Raw genomic sequence first — 19,117 nt, 5'->3', positions numbered from 1 at the left:
GTTACTTTGTAATGGGTATGGCAAACGTCCTACCTACCGCAAAGCGTGCTCAAATCCTCTCGATACTGGTCGAAGGTTCGTCCATGCGATCGGTCTCGCGGATCACGGGCGTTTCAATCAACACGGTAACAAAGCTGCTTGTTGATGCTGGCGAAGCTTGCGCCGAGTATCATGACAAGACGGTTCGCGGCGTGAAGGCCGAGCGCATCCAGTGCGATGAAATCTGGTCGTTCTGCTATTCCAAGTAAAAGAACGTCGAAACAGCAAAGGCAGCACCGGAAATCGCCGGTGATGTTTGGACTTGGTCCGCATTGGACACCGACAGCAAGATGATCTTCTCCTATCTGGTCGGCGGTCGTGACGGTCGTTACGCAATGGCCTTCATGGACGATGTCGCCGACCGCCTCGCTACCCGCGTCCAGATGACCACAGACGGCCACAAGGCGTATCTGGAGGCCGTTAAGGGTCATTCGGTGCCGATGTCGATTACGCGCAGCTTGTGAAGATTTACGGCGAAGCCCCCGAAGGTGCGAAGAGCCGCTATTCCCCGGCTGAATGCACCGGCATCAAGAAGAACAAGATCGAAGGCGAGCCGGACGAGAAACACATTTCCACGTCCTACGTGGAGCGCATGAACCTGAATATCCGCATGGGCAATCGCCGCTTCTCGCGCCTGACCAATGCCGTCTCAAAGAAGGTCGAGAACCACCTTCACATGCTATCGCTGTATTTCGTGCATTACAATTTTTGCTGCATTCACAAGAGCCTTCGCATGTCTCCCGCTATGTCTGCTGGCATCACTGATACGCTGCGCGACATGGAATGGGTTGTTGGGTTGATTGACGCCCGCGCGCCGAAACCGGGGCCGCGTGGCCCGTACAAGAAAAAGAATTCAAACTGAGACACTACCGTATATCTCCACAGATTGACGTTTTGACGGCGGAGGCCTAAATGCGGAGACGTGGTGATTTGGCCGGCCGGCTTGCAGCCACTTTAAACAAGTCGCTAAAGGGCCGAGACGACATCCAGACAGGCGTCCCGACCGGTAGCGACATTCTCGCCGCCGGTTTTGTTTTTTGGAGTAACCGCAATGCCGATCCGCATCCCCGACCAGCTTCCCGCCCGAGACATTCTCGTTCGCGAGGGCGTGATGGTGATGGACGACACGACGGCGCTGCGCCAGGACATCCGGCCGCTGCAGATCGGCCTGTTGAACCTGATGCCCAACAAGATCAAGACCGAGACCCAGATCGCCCGCCTGCTCGGCTCGACGCCGCTTCAGGTGGAGATGACGCTGGTGCGCGTCGGCAGGCACCAGCCCAAGAACACGCCGGAAGACCATCTGATCTCCTTCTACCACACCTGGGAGGAAGTGAAGCATCGCAAGTTCGACGGCTTCATCATCACCGGCGCGCCCATCGAGACCCTGCCCTTCGAGGAGGTGACCTACTGGGACGAATTGCAGCAGATCCTCGACTGGACGGAGACCAACGTCCACTCGACCTTCAACATCTGCTGGGGCGCGATGGCGGCGATCTGGCATTTTCACGGCGTGCCGAAATATACGCTGCCGAAAAAGGCCTTCGGCGTCTATCGCCACCGCAACCTGAACCCCGCCTCGCCCTATCTGGCCGGCTTTTCCGACGACTTCCAGATTTCGGTGTCGCGCTGGACCGAGGTGCGCGGCGCCGACATCACGCCGGACATGGGACTGGAGGTGCTGATGGATTCATCGGAGACCGGCCTTTGCCTGATCGCCGAGAAGAAATGCAACCGGCTCTACATCTTCAACCACGTCGAATATGATTCCACGACGCTGGCCGACGAATATTTCCGCGACGTCGCCAACGGCACGCCGATCGAGGTGCCGGTGAACTATTTCCCGGACGACGACCCGGACAAGAAGCCGCTCAACCGCTGGCGCAGCCACGCCTTCCTGCTGTTCGGCAACTGGATCAACCAGGTCTACCAGACCACGACCTACGACCTCGCCGAGATCGGAAAGCACCGCCATGACTGACACCGTCGACATCCGTCCGCTTCAAGCCGGCGACGAGGCCGAATGGCGCCGGCTGTGGACCGCCTATCTGGAATTCTACGAATCCTCGGTCGGCGAAGAGGTCTACGCCTCCACCTTCGCGCGCATGCTGGCGGGCAATGCCGGCGCGCCGAACGAGTTCCGCGGCCTGATCGCGCTTTGTGACGGCAAGCCGGTCGGCCTCGTCCATTACCTGTTCCACCGCCATGGCTGGAAGATCGAGAATGTCTGCTACCTGCAGGATCTCTATGCCGATCCGCAGATGCGCGGAAAAGGCGTCGGCCGGGCGCTGGTCGAGGCGGTCTACGCCGCCGCCGACGCCGAGGGCTGCCCGGCCGTCTACTGGCTGACCCAGGATTTCAACGAAACCGCCCGCCGCCTCTACGACCGCATCGGCAAGCTGACGCCCTTCGTCAAATACACGCGCTAGCCGCCCCGCAGGCGGCTGCAACAAGGCGACACCGCGCGTCGGGAATGGTTTTCAAATCACCCGCGTTTTGATATCAGTCGCGCCGGCAAGGTCCCGTAGCTCAGCAGGATAGAGCATCAGATTCCTAATCTGAGGGTCACAGGTTCGAATCCTGTCGGGATCGCCAGTCTTTCCAGAGCGTGACAGAGCGACAGCGTCGCGGCAGACCGTGGCGCCTGGCCCGCTCGCCGTCTGACGCGCACCCGCGCGCATTCGCGGATTTGTCCGTCATCTTTTCGCGCCGCCACCGTCATTTCCTCCGACAATCCTTCGCCGCGCCTCGCCCGGAATGACCGGTCGGTGCGACGCGCGCGGCCGAGACATGCGGCGTTTCCGGGCTTCCGTAAGGATATTTGACGCCGGCATGGCCCTGCGCCCGCCCGTTTCGGCGCGATTGCCGACTCAAGGCTCTTGACATTTTTGTCTGACATTATTTTCAATAGAGCGATGACAACTCGTCGATCGACGGAGTTTTGTCGACATATCTGAAATTCAGCACTGACAATGGAGAAAGCCGTATGGTTGCGGTATCGGGTTTGAGCGAAGCGGGCGATGCCGGGGAATCCGCGGCGGCGATCATGCGCGGCTCGCAGGCGCCAAACGCGGTGATTGACGGACAATTTCTGGAATCCGACACCGGCAAGCGCTTCGACGTCACCGACCCCGCGACCGGAGCGGTCGTCGCCTCCGTGCCCGACATGGGCGCGGCCGAAACGCGGCGGGCGATCGAGGCGGCGGACCGCGCGCTTGGCGCCTGGCGGGCGCGCACCGCGCAGGACCGCGCCGACATCCTGATGCGCTGGTACGCGCTGATCCTCGACAACCAGGAAACGCTGGCCCAGCTGCTGACGGCGGAAAACGGCAAGCCGATCGCGGAATCGCGCGGCGAGGTCGTCTATGGCGCGAGCTTCGTGCGCTGGTACGCCGAAGAGGCGCGCCGCATCTATGGCGACATCATCCCCACCAACAAGGACGGCGCGCGCATTCTGGTGCTGCGCCAGGCGATCGGCGTGGCGGCCGCGATCACGCCGTGGAACTTCCCGATCGCCACCGTCACGCGCAAGATCGCGCCCGGCATCGCCGCCGGCTGCACGCTGGTGCTGAAGCCTGCCGAACAGACGCCGCTTTGCGCCATGGCGCTCGCCGAACTGGGTCTTGAGGCCGGCCTTCCCGCGGGCGTGCTCAATGTCGTCACCGGCGCGGACGCCGCGGCGATCGGCGGCGAACTCACCGCAAACGACACGGTGCGCAAGCTCACCTTCACCGGCTCGACCGAGGTCGGACGGCTGCTGATGCGCCAGTCGGCGCCCTCCATCAAGAAGCTGAGCCTGGAACTGGGCGGCAACGCGCCCTTCATCGTCTTCGACGACGCCGATCTCGACACCGCCGTCGAGGCGGCGATGGCGTGCAAGTTCCGCAATGCGGGCCAGACCTGCGTCTGCGCCAACCGCATCTACGCGCAGGACGGCATCCACGACGCCTTCGTCGCGGCGCTGGCCGCCCGCGTTGCGGCGATGCAGGTCGGCGACGGACGAGGCGCCACGGTCGAGATCGGCCCGCTGATCGACACCGAGGTCCTCGCCAAGGTGGAGCGGCACATCGCCGACGCCACGTCGAAGGGCGCCGAGATCCGCGTCGGCGGCGCGCGCCACGCGCTCGGCGGCACCTACTACCAGCCGACGCTCCTGACCGGCGCGGGGCCGGACATGGTGCTGGCGCGCGAAGAGACCTTCGGCCCGGTCGCGCCTGTGTTCCGCTTCCGCGACGAGGACGAGGTCGTGGCGCTCGCCAACGACACGGAATACGGGCTCGCCGCCTATTTCTGCGCGACCGATCTCGGCCGCGTCTGGCGCGTCGCCGAGGCGCTGGAATACGGCATGGTCGGCATCAATTCCGGCCTCATCTCAAACGAAATCGCCCCGTTCGGCGGGGTCAAGCATTCCGGCCTCGGCCGCGAGGGCTCGCGCTACGGGATCGAGGAGTTCACCGAGATGAAATACCTGCACATGGGCGGCATCAACCGGGCCGCCTGACGGGCGCGGTCCGACCGGCAACGACGCGGCATACGAAGGGGACGGTATGCAGACTGAGAAAGCCAAAGACCTGACGCTCGGACTGGTCGTCCTGGCGATCGCCATCGGCGGGTTCGTGTTCATCAACCCCACCGGCGCCGCCGTCTCCAAGGGCGTCGGCGGCCTCACCTGGCGCACCCTGCCCTTCATCTATTCCGGCCTGCTGCTCGTCTTCACGCTGCTGTTCCTCGGGTTCACCCTATTCAAGGGCGCCCAACCCGTCTCCGAAGAAGGGGAGGCCGAGAACGAACTGGCCGCGCAGGCCGCAGAGATCGACGGGCCGGCGCCGGAGGAAGGGCCGAAACTCCTCGGCTTCGACCTCGCCGACGTCCGCCGCGTCGCGGTGATCGCCCTGCTGATCGCCTATTCGCAGGCGATCGGCGCCTTCGGTTTCGCGCTGTCGACGCCGGTCTTCCTGTTCGCCGTCCTCTACGTGTTCGGCAAGATGAAGCCGGTCGAGAACCTGCTCGTCTCGCTGATCGGCGGCGCGGTGCTGTGGATGCTCTTCTCCTACCTCCTGCACATGCCGCTCACCGGCAGCGTCTGGGATCCGGTCACGCCGGGGCTGAACCACGCCCTCCGCGCGATGGGGGTCTGAGCGATGATCGAGGGAATGCTCCACGCCTTCGCCACGGTCAGCATGCCGTCGCACCTCCTGCTGATCCTGCTGGGAACCGTGCTCGGCCTGATGGTCGGCGCGCTGCCCGGCCTGTCGTCGCCCATGGCGATCATCGTGCTCCTGCCGATCACCTATTCGCTGGAACCGCTCTCCGCCTTCGAACTGATGATGGGGATCTACGTCTCCACCAAGCTCGGCGGGTCGTTCGCCTCGATCCTCCTGCGCACGCCGGGCACGCCGGCCGCCGCCTGCACCGTGCTCGACGGCTACCCGATGGCGCAGCAGGGCAAGGCGAGCCTGGCGCTCGGCTATTCGGCGATGGCCTCGACGGCGGGCGGGCTGATCTCGTGGATCGTCGCCATCGCCTTCGTGCCGATCATCTCGGCCGTCGCGCTGCATTCCGAACCGGCCGACATCGCCCTGCTCGCGGTCGCCGGCCTGACGCTGGTCGCCTCGTTCACCCGCGCCTCGATGGTGCGCGGTATGATGGGCGTCCTGATCGGCCTTCTGATCTCCAGCGTCGGCTATGACGTGCAGGAGGGCATCGAGCGCTATTCCTTCGGCCACCCGATGCTGGCGTCGGGCGTGTCGTTTTCCGCCGTGCTCGTCGGCTTCTTCGGCATGGCCGTGGTGCTGAGCGACCTCGACATGGTCGGCAAGGGGTCGACGCTGGTCTCCGACAAGATCGGCATGCAGCTGCCCTCGCTCGGCGACATGCTGCGGCGCTGGCGGGCCTGGACGATCGGCACCGTCTACGGCGTCGTCGTCGGCGCCATTCCGGGCGTCGGCTCCGACGGCTCGGTCTGGATGGCCTACGCCACGGTGCGCGGCCAGTCGAAGAACCCGGAGAATTTCGGCAAGGGCGAGCCGGACGGCATCCTGGCGCCGGAAAGCTCCAACAACGCCACGACCGGCGGCACGATGATCCCGATGCTGACGCTCGGCATTCCGGGCGACGGCTCGACGGCGGTCATGCTCGGCGCGATGATCCTGCACGGGCTCCAGCCCGGCGTGACGCTGATGCAGACGAGCGGCGACTTCGTCTACGGCATCCTCGCCTCGCTGTTCTACGCCAACATCTTCATGCTGGTCGTGGCGCTGGCCTCGATCCGGCTGTTCATCGCCATCCTGCGGCGCGACCGCGCCTCGATCTTCCCCTTCATCCTCGTCTTCACCGTGATCGGCGCCTTCGCCGAGGACAACCAGATCTTCCCGGTCTATGTCGCGATCGCCTGCGGCGTGGCCGGCTACATCCTCGAAGCGCGCAAGTTCCCGGTCGTGACCATCGTGCTGGGCACGATCCTGGGTCCGATCATCGAATACAATGTGCGCCTGGGCCTCGCCTATTCGGCCGGCGACTGGTCGACCTTCGTCGGCACATGGCCGCGCGCGATCATGGTCGCTGCGATTGCCTTCCTGGTTTGCCGGGAAGTCTACCTCGTCTTCACGTCGATACGCGCGAAGGCATCCACCCAGCAGACGAAGAGGGAAACTGCATGAGACACTCATTCACGGGACGGGGCCGCCTGGCGGCGGCGCTCGCCGGCATCGCGATGCTGACCGCGCCGTTCGCGGCGGCGGCACAGGACTACCCCGACGACACGATCCACATCGTCGTGCCGTGGCGCGCAGGCGGCGGTTACGACACCGTGGCGCGCGCGCTCGCCAAGCCGCTCGAGACGGTGTCCGGCCAGTCGGTCGTGGTCGACAACATCACCGGCGGCGCGGGCAATGCCGGCATGCTGGCCGTCAAGCAGTCGCGCGCCAACGGCTACACCATGCTGCTGAACGGCTCGGCCGACATCACCGCGCCGATCGTCTATCGCGAGGTGCCCTATGCGCTCTCCGACTATATCTGCGTCGGCGGCGTCTACCAGACGCCGGCGTGGGTGATCGCCAATTCGGCCAAGGGCTTCAAATCCTGGGGCGACTATGTCGAGGCGGCCAAGGCGGCCCCCGGCACGATGACGCTCGGCGTCACCGATCTCGCGACGCCGGATTCGACGCTCGCCGAGGCGCTCGTCAAGAAGGCCGGCATCGACGTCCGCATCATCCCGTTCAACGGCGGCGCGCCGCTGAAGAAGGCGCTGCTCGGCAACCAAGTCGACGCCGGCGTGCTGATCGCGCCCGTGATGCTGGAAGAGATCAAGAACGGCGACGCGGTGATGCTGGTGTCAGGCGGGTCGCTCGCCAACATCAACTACGAGCCGCTGCAGGCCGCCGAGACGCCCGCCGCCTACGGCCTCGACATCGAGATCGGATCGACGCGCGGCATCTTCCTGCCGAAGGACGTGCCGGCCGAGATCGCCGCCAAGGCCGAGGAACTGATCGGCGCGGCGGCCAAGAGCGACGAGTTCAAGGAATTCGGCGACAATTTCGGCTTTGCCCCGATCTGGATGCCGGGCGAGGAATTCTGCACCTTCATGCAGGAAGAAGACGCGATCTACCGTTCGATCCAGTAGGCTGGAACGAACGGGACATCCGGACCGGAACGATCACCGGCGGCGCGCCTGGCACGGCGCGCCGCCGGCCGATCTTGAAAAAGACAGGAAGCAGGAAACCCATGAGCAGGCGCCAGCCAAACATCGTCTTCATCACCACCGACCAGCACCGGGCCGACTGCTACTCCTTCGCCCGCTCCGACATCGCGACGCCGCATATCGATTCGATCGCCGCGCGCGGCACCCGCTTCGACCGCTGCTACTGCCCCTCGCCGATCTGCCAGCCGGCCCGCGCCTCGCTTCTGACCGGCGTCCTGCCCCACACCCATGGCGTCCGCGACAACGGCATCGACCTGCCCGACGACATGATCGAGCGGGGCTTCGCCGCGCAGGTGAAGAAGCAGGGCTACAAGACGGCGATGCTCGGCAAGGCGCATTTTTCGACGCAGCACACCTTCGAGCCGACCGGCCGGCCCGAATGCCGCTACACCATGGCCGACCATTACGACGGCTGGACCGGCCCCTATATGGGTTTCGACTATCTGGAACTCTTCATCGACGGCCCGGTGAAATGGCCCTACTGGACGCCGCCGCAGGGGCTGCATTTCACCCGCTGGCTGGACGAGACCGGCGCCGGCGCGCATGCCGGCAAGCGCTATGACAGCGGCAAGCGCCCGGCGAGCGCGGCCCAGCAGGTCCACACGCCGGACCTGCCGCTCAACTGGCACACGTCGAGCTGGCTCGGCGACCGGGCGACCGACTTCATCTCGCGCTACGAGGACGACGATCCCTTCATGCTGTGGGTCTCCTTCCCCGATCCGCACCACCCCTTCGACCCGCCCTCGCCCTATGACCGGATGTACGATCCCCAGGACGTCGACCTGCCGAAACATCGCGACCTCGACCTCGGCCGCCGGCCCTGGTGGCATTCGGCCAGCCTGACGGGCACGCCGCAGACCAACGAGGAGTTCCGCGAGATCCGCGAGAACCTGTCGCGCCAGAAGCGGCTGACCGACCGGCAGTTGCGCGACATCACCGCCGCCTATTTCGGCATGATCTCTCTGGTCGACCACAATGTCGGGCGCATCCTCGCGGCGCTGAAGGCGAAGGGGCTGGAAGACGACACGATCGTCGTGGTCAGCGCGGACCATGGCGAGTTCCTCGGCGACCACGGCCTGCTGTTCAAGGGGCCGATGCTCTATGACAGCCTGATCCGCGTCGGCCTGATCGCGGCCGGGCCGGGCATCGCCAGGGACTGCAAGGTCGACCAGGTCGTCTCGACGCTCGACCTCGCGCCGACCTTCGTCGATCTCGCCGGCGGAACGCCCGCCGACTATCACGGCCAGTCGCTGCGGCCGGCCCTGGAGACCGGCACGGCGCAGGACGACATGCGCAATCACGCCCTGATCGAATGGGGCCTCGCGGCATCGCGTTGCGGCATCGACCTCGACCTCTTCACCGTGGTGACCCGGGACTACCGCGCGACCTTCGAGAACCTGTCCGGCGACGGCGAGATGTATGCGCTGAAGGACGATCCCTACGAGCTGAACAACGTCTTCGACGATCCGGCCTTTGCGGCGGCGCGCGCCGAGATGGAGGCGATCGGAAGCACGCGACCCGACGACGCCCGCAGGGAGCCCCTGCCGATCGCCGGCATGTGCTGACGACAAGAAACCGGCCCCTGCGCGCGCGGGGGTCGGTTCGCAGATCGGGGATCGGTCAGCCCTTGGAGCTCTGCAGCTCGATCAGCTTGAAGAGCAGGCGCTCGCCATGGGCGTTGATGTGGTCGCGCAACGCGGCGGCCGCGCCTTCGGCGTCGCGCTTGCGCACCGCCGCGAGAATGGGCGCATGCGATTCCACCTCGCCTTCGGCATCGGTGCCGTAGACCTTCATGTGCAACAGTGAGAGCCGCGTGGCCGATTGCAGCCGCTGCAGCGTGTCGAGCAGCAATTCGTGCTCGCAGAGCCGACACAGCACCCAGTGGAAATGCATGTCGGCCTCGACGAGGCCCGGAATGTCCTCGTTATGCGCGCATTCCGCCATCTGCCGGTAGGCTTCCTCGATCTCCTGCATCTCGGCTTCCCGAATGCGGCCGTCGACCAGAGCGGTGCGCAGCGCGTAGGATTCAAGCAGAGCCCTCAGCGTATAGGTCTCCTTGGCGCGCCGCGGCGTGATCTGCGGAATGCGCACGCCGCGCCGTTCATGCAGCTCCAGCAATCCGAGATTGGCGAGTGTGCGCAGCGCCTCGCGGATCGTCTGGCGCGAGGTCTCGAAACGCTTGGCGAGCGCGACTTCGCGCAGCGGCATGCCGGGCTCGAATTCGCCCGACAGGATTTCCTCGCGCAATTGCTGCACGACCTCCGAAACCAGCGTCGGCAAAGGTTCGTCGGAATGTTTGATCGTCTGTTTCATGTCTATGCGTCTCGTTCCTCGGCGCCCGAATGACCCGGTTCAGGAACGGGATTCGCCTCCAGGAAGCCTATCGTTACGTTCAATCGGGCGAAATTGCACATGCGTTCTACTCCTGCGCGCGCGCCGCTTCACCGAATGCGGGCAGTTTTTCGTAGCGGTAGTCGCGCGCGTGGCAATTCGAGATCGAAAGCCCCGCAACCGCGCCGTCCGCGTCGCGCAGAACCTTGACGTAATAGGTTTGCGCGCCGGCATAGCGCGGGCTTTGCGCGTCGTTGAAGGTGCCGCGGTCGAGCGGCGTCCATGTCGCCATGTAACAGTCGCGCGCCGTCTGATGGAGCGGCAGCACCTGCGCGACCGCATGCCCCGGCCCCCATTGCAACACCGCCCGCCCGTCGTCGAGGCGAATGCGCACGAGCCCGTCGAGCACCGGGCAGAGATAACGTCCTTCCAGCGCCGCGAACTCCCCGGCCGTGACGGCCGCGGGCCGGCACCGCGAAAACGCCATGGCGGGGTTGTCGCCGAACGCGATCGCCAGGCCTTCGGGCGTCCGGCGCACCTCGTATTCGTAGAGGCCCCAGCTCGTCATGCGATCTTCTCCCGCGGCGTGAAGCGACGCCGTCGCCGCGCCGAAGCGCAGGGAATGGGTCCGCGTCCGGCCGGTCGGGCGGTCGCGCTCCTCGCTTGCGATCTCGACCAGATAGCCGGTCTCCTCGTTGACCCAGAGCCCGGCGAACCCCTCCGGCAGCGCCGCGCCGGCAACGCCGCGCCCCGCGCCGATGCCTTCGCACGCCCAGGCGGCGACGTCGTTGGCAAGACCGAGCCCGCCCAGAAACGGCTGGTTGGAGAACAGGAGCACGAAGAGGTCGTGCTCCGGAACGCGCACGAAGCCGGAGGTATGCGCGTAGGAGTGGCCGCCCTTGCCATAGGCCGGCGTTCCGCCGACGGTCAGCCGGTTTGTGCCGCAGCCATACATGAGGCCGTGGCCGTCCTTATCCTCGCGAAACGCGCCGAATTGCTCGAACCAGCGTCCCGCGAGCGCGTCGCGGCGGATGTGCTGATGCCAGGCGATCATGTCGGCCGCCGTAGAGACCACCGACCCGTCGCCCAGCACCTCCATGTTGTTGTGATACTGGTGCAACGCGCCGTAATGCGACATGCGGTAGGTGCCCGCCATGCGCGGATAGGCCTCGCCGTAATGCAGCCCGTAGAAACTGTCGCCCATGCCGGCGGGGGCGAACACCGCCTCGCGTGCGTAATCGTCGAGCGACATGCCCGTGACGGCTTCGACGACTTCGCCGAGCAGGGTGAAATCGGTCGCTTGGTAGAAGGTCTGGCTGCCGGGCGGAACGTCGAGATGGCTCTTGTCGTAGATGAAATCCAGCCGCCGCCGGAAGGTCAGGCCGGCTTCGGGCGTGGAGCCGCACAGGAGCACGAAATGCTCGTCGTGCTGCAGCCCCGACCGGCTGTCCAGAAGGTGGCGCACCGTCACGGCCTCCGACACGCGCGCCAGCCGCGGAAGATAGGTGCAGGCGGGCGCGTCGAGGTCGATCAGCCCCTTTTCGGCGAGCTGCAGGGTCGCGTAGGCGGTGAAGTGCTTGGAGATCGACGCGATCCAGAACGGCACGGTCAGCGCGTCCGGGTCGCGCCAGTGCTGGCCCGGATGGATCTGCCGGTCGCCCCAGCCGCGCCACACGGCCGGCTCGTCGCCCCGCTGCACGACAGCGAGGATGCCGGTGCCGGGCACGCCGAGCTTCGCCTCGAAATACCCGTCGAGTTCGGCGAGCGGCGGAAGGCTCACGGTCCGGGCGGTCTCAACCGGCATCGTCGTCGTCCTGCAGGCGGTACATCTTCGGAACGGCGCCGATAAGCGCGCGCGTGTAGTCGTGCTTCGGCGCGCGGAACACGTCCACCGTCGTGCCGCGCTCCACGATCTTGCCGGCGGTCATGACGATCACGTCGTCGCAGACATATTTGGCGAGGCTCAGATCGTGGGTGATGAAGACGATCGAGCAGGCGTTTTCGCGCCGCAGCTTCAGGAACACCTCCAGCACCCCGTCGCGGGTTTCGGTGTCGAGCGCGGAGACGGCCTCGTCGGCGATCAGCAGGTCCGGCTTCGGCGCGATGGCGCGCGCGATCGCCACGCGCTGGCGCTGCCCGCCGGAGAGCTGGTGCGGATAGCGGTCGGCCATGGCGGCGTCGAGCCCGGTGGCGGCGAGCGCTTCGGTCACCCGCGACGCCACCTCGTCCGGGCCCAGTTCGCGGCGGATGGCATAGAGGCTCTCGGCGACGATGTCGCGGATGCGCCAGCGCGGATTGAGGCTGGCGCCGGGATCCTGGAAGACATACTGCACCCGCGGCCGCAGCCGGTCGCGCTCCCGGCGGCCGAGCGTCGCGACGTCGCGTCCGAAGATCTCGATCGTGCCGTATTGCGGCTTCTGGAGCTTGACCAGGGCGCGCGCCAGCGTCGACTTGCCGGACCCGGATTCGCCGACGACACCCAGGATGCGGCCTTCCGAGGTTTCGAAGGAGACGTCGTCGACGGCCCTCACCTCGCGATCGCCGGCCCGTCGTCCGCCATAGACATGGCTGAAGCCGGTCAGGCGGACCGTGGTCTTTCTCGGCGCGTCGGTTTCCTCGGCGACCGCGCGAAACCTCGCGAGCGAGGTGGAGCGCTCGATCAGCGCGCGCGAATAGGCATGCGTCGGGTTCTCGATCACCTGCGCACGCGCGCCGGATTCGACGATCTCGCCGTCGCGCATGACGATGATCCGGTCGGCGATCTCCGCGGCAAGCCCGATGTCGTGGGTGATGAACAGCATGGCGACGCCGTACTCGCGCGTCAGCGTCATCAGGAGCGAGACGATCTCCTTCTGGATCGTCACATCGAGCGCCGACGTCGGTTCGTCGGCGATGATAAGCTTCGGCCGGTTGGCGATCGCCATGGCGATCACGACGCGCTGGCGCTGGCCGCCGGAGAGTTCGTGCGGGTAGGAATCGGCGCGCACGCCCTGCTGTGCGAGACCGACCTGGGCCAGAAGGTCGGCCACCTCCTGCTTCATCTGCGCGGCGCCCGGCGAGCGGTGATAGGAGATGCCCTCGGCGATCTGCCGGCCGATGGTCATCAGCGGGTTGAGCGCCGACAGCGGTTCCTGGAAGACGAAGCCGATGTCGCCGCCACGCAACGAGCGGATCTCCTTGCGCGACAGGCGCGTCACGTCGCGTCCGTCGAAGACGACCTCGCCCGACGGCGTCAGCATCTTCGGCAGGAGGTCGATCACCGCCGACGCGGTCAGCGACTTGCCGGAGCCGGAGCGCCCGACGACGACGACGACCTCGCCCGGCTGGACCTGCAGGTCGACGCCGCCGATCAGCGTGTGCCGGCCGAGCGAGACCTTGAAGTCGCGGATGTCGAGAAGCGCGCTCATGCCTGCGCCTCCATGCCGGCCGCTTCCTCGCGGAACGCGCCGGACAGCGTCGGATCGAGCCGCTCGCGCAGATGGTCGCCGACGGCGTTGATGACATAGACCGTCACCGCGACGAAGGCGCCGGGAAAGACGATGGTCCAGGGCGCGACGACGAAGACGTCCTTGCCGATGGCGATCATGTTGCCCCAGCTCGGGATGGACGGCGGAACGCCGGCGCCGAGGAAGCTGAGCGCCGCCTCCGCCATGATGACATGGGCGAACAGGAAGGTCGCGTGCACGAGGATGACGGGCAGCACGTTGGGCAGGATGTGGACGACGAGGATCTGCCAGTGCGGCCGCCCGTTGAGCCGCGCAGCCTCGACATAGGGCTGCGCCGCGATGGCGAAGACGGCCGAGCGCACGATGCGCGACACGCCCGGCAGCTCGGCCACCGCGATGGCGAAGATGACGACGAAGAAGCCGGCCCCCATGATCGACGACAGCGCGATGGCGAGCAGGATGGTCGGCATGGTCATCAGCGCGTCCATGAAGCGCATGCCGAACAGGTCGAAGAGCGGCGAATAGCCGGCCAGAAGGCCGATCGAACCGCCGACGACGCAGGTGACGAGCGTGGTCGTCACGGCGACGAAGAGCGAGACGCGCGCGCCATAGATGCAGCGACTGAAGATGTCGCGGCCCAGCTGGTCGGTGCCGAACAGCGCCTCGGCCGACGGCGGCTTCATGCGGTTCAGGGGATCGATGTAGAGGGGATCGGCGAGATGCAGCGCCGACAGGACGGCGAGCACGACGATCGCGGCAAGGGTGATCGCCACCAGGACGCCGACGCTGCCGCGCGGCAGAAGCCGGAAAGGCGCCAGGAGGATATGTCTGTCCACGAATTGGCTCCTGTTCACTTGGCGGCGGTGCGCGGGTCGAGCACGACATAGAGAATGTCGAGCAGGATGTTGACGACGAGATTGATCATCACGAACAGGATCAGGATGCCCTGCAGGACGGGGAAGTCGCGGTTGGAAATCGCGCCGACCAGCAGGCGCCCGATGCCGGGCAGCGAAAATACTGTCTCGACGATGATCACGCCGTTGATGAGGTTGAGGAAGGCGAGCCCGATCACCGCGATGATGGCGGGGGCGGCGTTGCGCAGCGCGTGGCGGGTGATGACGCGGAACTCAGGCGCGCCCTTCGCCCGGGCCGTGCGCACGAAGTCGCGGGCAAGCTGCTCGATCATCGACACCCGCGTGATGCGCGACATGAAGGCGATGGAATGCAGCGTCACCGCGACGGCCGGCAGGGCGAGGTGGCGCAGGAAGTCGACCGGGCCGTCCTGGATGGAGACATAGCCCTGGACCGGGAACCACTGCATCTTCAGCGACAGCGAATAGATCAGCAGATAGCCGACCAGGAAGACCGGCAGCGAGATCAGGACGCCGGTGAAGGCGACGAAGAACCGGTCGGTGCGCGCCCCCTGCATCGCGCCGGTGAGGCAGCCCATCGGCACCGCGATGACGATCGTCAGGCAAAGCGACAGGATCGCCAGCGAGATGGTCGGCTCGACGCGCTGCATCAGGAGGTCGAAGACGGGCAACTGGCTGAAGATCGACTCGCCGAGATCGCCGGAGACGAGGCGGCCGAGCCAGGCGACGTATTGCAGCGGGATCGGCTCGTTGAGGCCCAGCTCTTCCTCCAGCGCGGCGATCTCCTCGATCGTCGCTTCCTCGCCCGCCAGGATGCCGGCGGGGCCGCCCGGCAGAAGGCGCACCATCAGGAAGACGATCAGCGTCGCCAGCAAGGTGACGGGGATGAGCAGCGCAAGACGTCTGCCGATGTATCGTAAGGCCATCGAGGCTACCTTGTCAGCGGGCGCGATCCGGACGCAAGCACGCCGATCGGAAGAAACGGGCATGCCGCCGGGGGACGGCTCCGTCGGGACATGCCGGACGGGATTTCGCGCCGGACCGAAGCCCGGCGCGAACCACGGACCGTGTTACTCGGCCTTCTTCATGCCGAAGAAGGTGCTGATCATGGGTGCGTCCTGAACGGTCAGGTCGCTGCGATAGGCGACCGGCAGCGTCCACTGGCCGAACACGACATAGATCGCCTCCTCGTTCATCATGTCCTGCAGCTTCGCCGCGTTCTCCTTCAACTCGTCGCCGGTCTTGGAGAACACCCAGTCGTCGCGCAGGGCGGCGATCTCGTCGTTGCAGGCGAAGCCCGTGCCGCTGCCGCAATTGGTGCGGCCGAAATTGTTGAGCACGGGCAGCGCGCCGTCGGGACCGCGCGCGCCGTTGACATAGACGCTCCAGCCTTCCTCGGTGCGGCGGTGTTCGACCACGCCGGCCCAGTCCAGCGGCAGGAGTTCGACATTGACGCCGATGTTGCGCAGTTCCTGGGCGAGCAGCAGCATGGCGCCGTCTTCCGGCGGCTCCTCGACATTTTCCAGGAGCACGACCTTCTCGCCGTCATAGCCGGCCTTGGCGAAGAGTTCCTTGGCCTTTTCCGGATCGTAGCCGGCGATCGCGTCGGAATTGACATGCGTCTCGTAGGGCGAACCGCAGGTCCACAGCGTCAGGCAGGTCTGGTAGAGGTCCTCGCGCCCGACGGCGACCTTGAGGAACTTGTCCTGGTCGACCAGCCACTGCACCGCCTGGCGGGCATACTTGTTGTCGAAGGGCGGCTGGGCGTGGTTGAAGAGAAACACGCCCTGGCGGCCGTAATCGTCGAGGCTGCGCACCGTGATGGCGCCGGAGGCCTCGAGCACCTGGAAGGTCTCGAAGGGCGGGTTCTCCATGAAGTCGATCTCGCCATTGATCAGCGCGGCCTGCGCGGTCTGCAGGTCGTTCATCACCAGCCACTCGACCCGGTCCACGAACGGCTCCTTGGACCCGGTGAACCCGTCGGTCGGCTCGGAACGGGGCACGTAGGCCTCGTTCTTCACATAGACGACCTTGGCGCCGGGCACCCATTCGTCGGCGGCGAACTTGAACGGGCCGGAGCCGATCATGTCGCCGGCTTCGAGCGCCTCGCGCGAGGCGGCGATGTCGGCCGGCATGACGACGGCGGGCGACTGCGTCGGCCGTGCCAGCAGTTCCAGAAGGAAGGGGAACGGACGCTTGAGCTGCCATTCGATCTGGTTGTCGGCGATCGCCGTGACGCTTTCGGTCTGCTCCGCTGCGGTCTGGCCGTTGCGGACCATTTCCATCCAGCGCTCCATCGAGGCGACGACGTCGGTCGCTGTCACCGGCCGGCCGTCATGGAAGGCGAGGCCGTCGCGCAGCGTGAACAGATAGGTCATGCCGTCGTCCGACACCTGGTAGTCGCCCACCATCTGCGGCTTGACGTAGAGCGCGGTGTCGAGCCCGAAGAGCTGGTCGTAGATCATCTGGGCGTGGGTGGCGGTGACGCGCGAGCGGGTCTTGTGCGGATCGATGGTCGCGACGTTCCAGCCCATCACCGCCTTGACGGTCGTGGCCTGGGCCGGAATGGCGGCGGCGAGCGCGACCGCGGTCGCAAGCATCGCGGCGATCGGCGCAGCGCAGAGTCTGCGCAATGTCGGTCTGGCTTTCATTGGGCTCATACGGCCAACTCCTCTCAAGGGTTCAAGGCTCCCGGGTTGAAGGCTCCCGAAGGTTGTGCGGTTGCGGTGGGCAGCTAAGCGGACGATGGAAAGCCTGTCAATGTTATGTCAGACAATCTTTCCGATTGAGTTGACCCTGTCGAAGGCCCGAAGCTCAGCGCCGTTAGCGGCTAAGCGGTTGATGAACATGATCAAATGCCGCAGGCACCGATGCAGCGGCGCGGAGCGCGAGAACGCGCACTCGTCGCAACCCTCAAATTTCAAGCCATTGTAATTAAAGAGATAATTGCTCCGAAGAACGCGGAAAGCCTGGAAAATTCACCATTCAACGGCGCCGCGACCTCGAACGCGCGCGGGGAGGTCCTCCGATTCACCTAGCCACGGGACATGAAGCGTCGCTGTCGACAGCGCATTCCCCACCCTGATCGCGGCGATCCAGCGCCGGAATTCACCGTATTCCCGCGAAAAACGCCGGAAATTCGCCGCTTCTCGGGCCAAAATCGCACGCTTCTTGCGCAAATTTCAGGCAGAGCCGTGGCGGAAACGTGGGCAGCCGCGCAGAATGCGTTTGACAAAATTGTCCGCCAAAATATGAATAGCCCACACCTGCAAACCCGATGGAAGGCGTTGCCATGAACGAGCACAAGCCCAATTCCGCCGCCGCACGCGACGTGCGCCATGTCCTGCACCCCTATACGGACGCGCGCCGGCACGAGGAGCGCGGACCGACCCTGATGGAGCGCGGCGAGGGCATCTACGTCTTCGACGACGACGGCAATCGATACATCGAGGGACTGGCGGGCCTGTGGAGCGTCGCGGTCGGCTTTTCCGAACAGCGGCTGGTGGACGCGGCCACCCGCCAGATGCAGCGCCTGCCCTATTCCCACATCTTCAGCCACAAGGCGCACGCGCCCTCCATCGACCTCGCAGAAAAGCTGGCGGAGATGACGCCGGAGGGGCTGAACCACGTCTTCTTCACCAATTCGGGCTCGGAGGCCAACGACACGGTCGTCAAGCTCGTGCGCTACTACAACAACGCCATCGGCCGGCCGGAAAAGAAGAAGTTCATCGGCCGCATTCGCGGCTATCACGGCATCACGGTCGCCTCCGGAAGCCTGACCGGCCTGCCGCTCAACCACCAGGATTTCGACCTGCCCATCGCCGGCGTCCTGCATGTCGGCTGCCCGCACCACTATCGCTACGCCCGCGACGGCGAGAGCGAGGAGGATTTCGCGACGCGGCTCGCCGAAGAGCTGGACCAGGCGATCCTGGCGGAAGGCCCGGAGACCATCGCCGCCTTCATCGGCGAACCGCTGATGGCCGCCGGCGGCGTGCTGCCGCCGCCCGCGACCTACTGGCAGAAGATCCAGGCGGTCTGCCGCAAGCACGACATCCTGGTGGTGGCCGACGAGGTCATCACCGGCTTCGGACGGCTCGGCACCACCTTCGGCAGCGACTATTACGGCATCGAGCCGGACGTCATGGTGCTGTCCAAGCAGATCACCTCCTCCTACCAGCCGCTCGCCGCGGTGATGATTTCCGACGCACTCTATGAAGGCGTCGCCGACAATTCGGCGCGGATCGGCGGGTTCGGCCACGGCTTCACCGGCTCTGGCCATCCGGTCGCCACGGCGGTGGCGCTGGAGAACTTGAAGATCATCGAGGAACGCGGCCTCGTGCAGCGTGCCGCCGACCTGTCGCCAGTGCTGCTGAACGGGCTCGCGGCGATGTCCGACCACGCACTGGTCGGCGAGGTGCGCGGCGCAGGGCTGATCGCCGCCGTCGAGCTCGTCGCCGACAAGGAGACCAAGGCGCCCTTCGACCCCGCAATGAAGCTCGGCATGTTCGTCTACGAGCAGGCGCAGAAGAACGGTCTCGTGGTCCGCGCCATCGGCGACACGATCGCGTTCTGCCCGCCGCTGATCATCAGCGAGGAGCAGATCGGCGACATGCTGGGCTGCTTCGAGAAGACGCTCCGGGAAACCGAGACCTGGGTCGCGCAGCAACGCGGCTGACCATCGAAGACATTGCAGATCGACGGCGGCGACTGTCGCCGTCGGTCACGCGGGT

The 19,117-nt window shown here is 65.8% G+C and carries 14 protein-coding genes, 1 tRNA gene, 1 pseudogene and 1 riboswitch; of the genes and pseudogenes, 10 read left to right on the top strand and 6 right to left on the bottom strand.

Annotation, left to right across the window (positions count from 1 at the left end; all coding sequences use genetic code 11):
* Positions 1-17: 17 nt before the first annotated feature.
* From MRY80_RS09435 to MRY80_RS09395, 9 genes and pseudogenes are all read left to right on the top strand, one after another.
* Positions 18-901: pseudogene (locus MRY80_RS09435) on the top strand (IS1 family transposase).
* A 50-nt stretch (positions 902-951) separates the two neighbouring features.
* Positions 952-1,029, top strand: a riboswitch (SAM riboswitch).
* Between the two features lie 61 nt (positions 1,030-1,090).
* Positions 1,091-2,020, top strand: coding sequence for a homoserine O-succinyltransferase (metA, locus tag MRY80_RS09430; RefSeq protein WP_293290357.1), 930 nt, complete (start codon positions 1,091-1,093; stop codon positions 2,018-2,020).
* On the top strand, positions 2,013-2,468 hold the full coding sequence (locus tag MRY80_RS09425) for a GNAT family N-acetyltransferase (protein WP_293290355.1): 456 nt from the start codon (positions 2,013-2,015) through the stop codon (positions 2,466-2,468). The genes metA and MRY80_RS09425 overlap by 8 nt, the downstream gene beginning before the upstream one ends.
* Before the next feature lie 89 nt (positions 2,469-2,557).
* Positions 2,558-2,634, top strand: a tRNA-Arg gene (locus MRY80_RS09420).
* Between the two features lie 451 nt (positions 2,635-3,085).
* Positions 3,086-4,540 (top strand): NAD-dependent succinate-semialdehyde dehydrogenase, encoded by a 1,455-nt coding sequence (locus MRY80_RS09415; RefSeq protein ID WP_293290486.1) that lies wholly within the window; start codon positions 3,086-3,088, stop codon positions 4,538-4,540.
* A 46-nt stretch (positions 4,541-4,586) separates the two neighbouring features.
* On the top strand, positions 4,587-5,177 hold the full coding sequence (locus tag MRY80_RS09410; RefSeq protein WP_293290353.1) for a tripartite tricarboxylate transporter TctB family protein: 591 nt from the start codon (positions 4,587-4,589) through the stop codon (positions 5,175-5,177).
* Between the two features lie 3 nt (positions 5,178-5,180).
* Positions 5,181-6,698, top strand: coding sequence for a tripartite tricarboxylate transporter permease (locus MRY80_RS09405; protein ID WP_293290352.1), 1,518 nt, complete (start codon positions 5,181-5,183; stop codon positions 6,696-6,698).
* Positions 6,695-7,660, top strand: a complete 966-nt coding sequence (locus MRY80_RS09400; RefSeq protein WP_293290350.1) for a tripartite tricarboxylate transporter substrate binding protein — start codon at positions 6,695-6,697, stop codon at positions 7,658-7,660. The genes MRY80_RS09405 and MRY80_RS09400 overlap by 4 nt, the downstream gene beginning before the upstream one ends.
* Positions 7,661-7,761: 101 nt before the next feature.
* Complete coding sequence (locus tag MRY80_RS09395) at positions 7,762-9,303, top strand: sulfatase-like hydrolase/transferase (RefSeq protein WP_293290348.1); 1,542 nt, start codon at positions 7,762-7,764, stop codon at positions 9,301-9,303.
* 55 nt (positions 9,304-9,358) lie between these two features.
* Here the strand turns inward: MRY80_RS09395 and MRY80_RS09390 are convergent, their stop codons facing one another.
* The 6 genes from MRY80_RS09390 to MRY80_RS09365 all read right to left on the bottom strand — a co-directional run bounded on the left by MRY80_RS09390 (position 9,359) and on the right by MRY80_RS09365 (position 17,047).
* On the bottom strand, positions 9,359-10,051 hold the full coding sequence (locus tag MRY80_RS09390) for a GntR family transcriptional regulator (RefSeq protein ID WP_293290346.1): 693 nt from the start codon (positions 10,049-10,051) through the stop codon (positions 9,359-9,361).
* 106 nt (positions 10,052-10,157) lie between these two features.
* Positions 10,158-11,873 carry a serine hydrolase domain-containing protein gene (locus tag MRY80_RS09385; RefSeq protein WP_293290344.1) on the bottom strand — a complete coding sequence of 572 codons (1,716 nt, stop codon included), beginning with the start codon at positions 11,871-11,873 and terminating at the stop codon, positions 10,158-10,160.
* On the bottom strand, positions 11,863-13,476 hold the full coding sequence (locus MRY80_RS09380; RefSeq protein WP_293290342.1) for an ABC transporter ATP-binding protein: 1,614 nt from the start codon (positions 13,474-13,476) through the stop codon (positions 11,863-11,865). The genes MRY80_RS09385 and MRY80_RS09380 overlap by 11 nt, the downstream gene beginning before the upstream one ends.
* Positions 13,473-14,351 (bottom strand): ABC transporter permease, encoded by an 879-nt coding sequence (locus MRY80_RS09375; RefSeq protein WP_293290340.1) that lies wholly within the window; start codon positions 14,349-14,351, stop codon positions 13,473-13,475. The genes MRY80_RS09380 and MRY80_RS09375 overlap by 4 nt, the downstream gene beginning before the upstream one ends.
* Before the next feature lie 14 nt (positions 14,352-14,365).
* Complete coding sequence (locus MRY80_RS09370; protein WP_293290338.1) at positions 14,366-15,313, bottom strand: ABC transporter permease; 948 nt, start codon at positions 15,311-15,313, stop codon at positions 14,366-14,368.
* Between the two features lie 144 nt (positions 15,314-15,457).
* A complete protein-coding gene (locus MRY80_RS09365; RefSeq protein WP_293290336.1) occupies positions 15,458-17,047 on the bottom strand; it encodes an ABC transporter substrate-binding protein in 1,590 nt (529 codons plus the stop codon).
* Positions 17,048-17,679: 632 nt separating this feature from the next.
* Here MRY80_RS09365 and MRY80_RS09360 point away from each other — a divergent pair.
* Complete coding sequence (locus MRY80_RS09360) at positions 17,680-19,062, top strand: aspartate aminotransferase family protein (RefSeq protein ID WP_293290334.1); 1,383 nt, start codon at positions 17,680-17,682, stop codon at positions 19,060-19,062.
* Positions 19,063-19,117 lie beyond the last annotated feature (55 nt).

Source organism: Oricola sp. (assembly GCF_022763245.1).
Lineage (GTDB): Bacteria > Pseudomonadota > Alphaproteobacteria > Rhizobiales > Rhizobiaceae > Oricola.
This window is presented reverse-complemented; position numbering and strand designations above follow the sequence as displayed.

Coding starts and splice junctions, on each gene's coding strand:
- MRY80_RS09360 (WP_293290334.1), top strand. CDS start 17,680: ATGAACGAGCACAAGCCCAATTCCGCCGCCGCACGCGACGTGCGCCAT.
- MRY80_RS09395 (WP_293290348.1), top strand. CDS start 7,762: ATGAGCAGGCGCCAGCCAAACATCGTCTTCATCACCACCGACCAGCAC.
- MRY80_RS09365 (WP_293290336.1), bottom strand. CDS start 17,047: ATGAGCCCAATGAAAGCCAGACCGACATTGCGCAGACTCTGCGCTGCG.
- MRY80_RS09380 (WP_293290342.1), bottom strand. CDS start 13,476: ATGAGCGCGCTTCTCGACATCCGCGACTTCAAGGTCTCGCTCGGCCGG.
- MRY80_RS09410 (WP_293290353.1), top strand. CDS start 4,587: ATGCAGACTGAGAAAGCCAAAGACCTGACGCTCGGACTGGTCGTCCTG.
- MRY80_RS09400 (WP_293290350.1), top strand. CDS start 6,695: ATGAGACACTCATTCACGGGACGGGGCCGCCTGGCGGCGGCGCTCGCC.
- MRY80_RS09425 (WP_293290355.1), top strand. CDS start 2,013: ATGACTGACACCGTCGACATCCGTCCGCTTCAAGCCGGCGACGAGGCC.
- MRY80_RS09405 (WP_293290352.1), top strand. CDS start 5,181: ATGATCGAGGGAATGCTCCACGCCTTCGCCACGGTCAGCATGCCGTCG.
- MRY80_RS09390 (WP_293290346.1), bottom strand. CDS start 10,051: ATGAAACAGACGATCAAACATTCCGACGAACCTTTGCCGACGCTGGTT.
- MRY80_RS09385 (WP_293290344.1), bottom strand. CDS start 11,873: ATGCCGGTTGAGACCGCCCGGACCGTGAGCCTTCCGCCGCTCGCCGAA.
- MRY80_RS09370 (WP_293290338.1), bottom strand. CDS start 15,313: ATGGCCTTACGATACATCGGCAGACGTCTTGCGCTGCTCATCCCCGTC.
- MRY80_RS09415 (WP_293290486.1), top strand. CDS start 3,086: ATGCGCGGCTCGCAGGCGCCAAACGCGGTGATTGACGGACAATTTCTG.
- metA (WP_293290357.1), top strand. CDS start 1,091: ATGCCGATCCGCATCCCCGACCAGCTTCCCGCCCGAGACATTCTCGTT.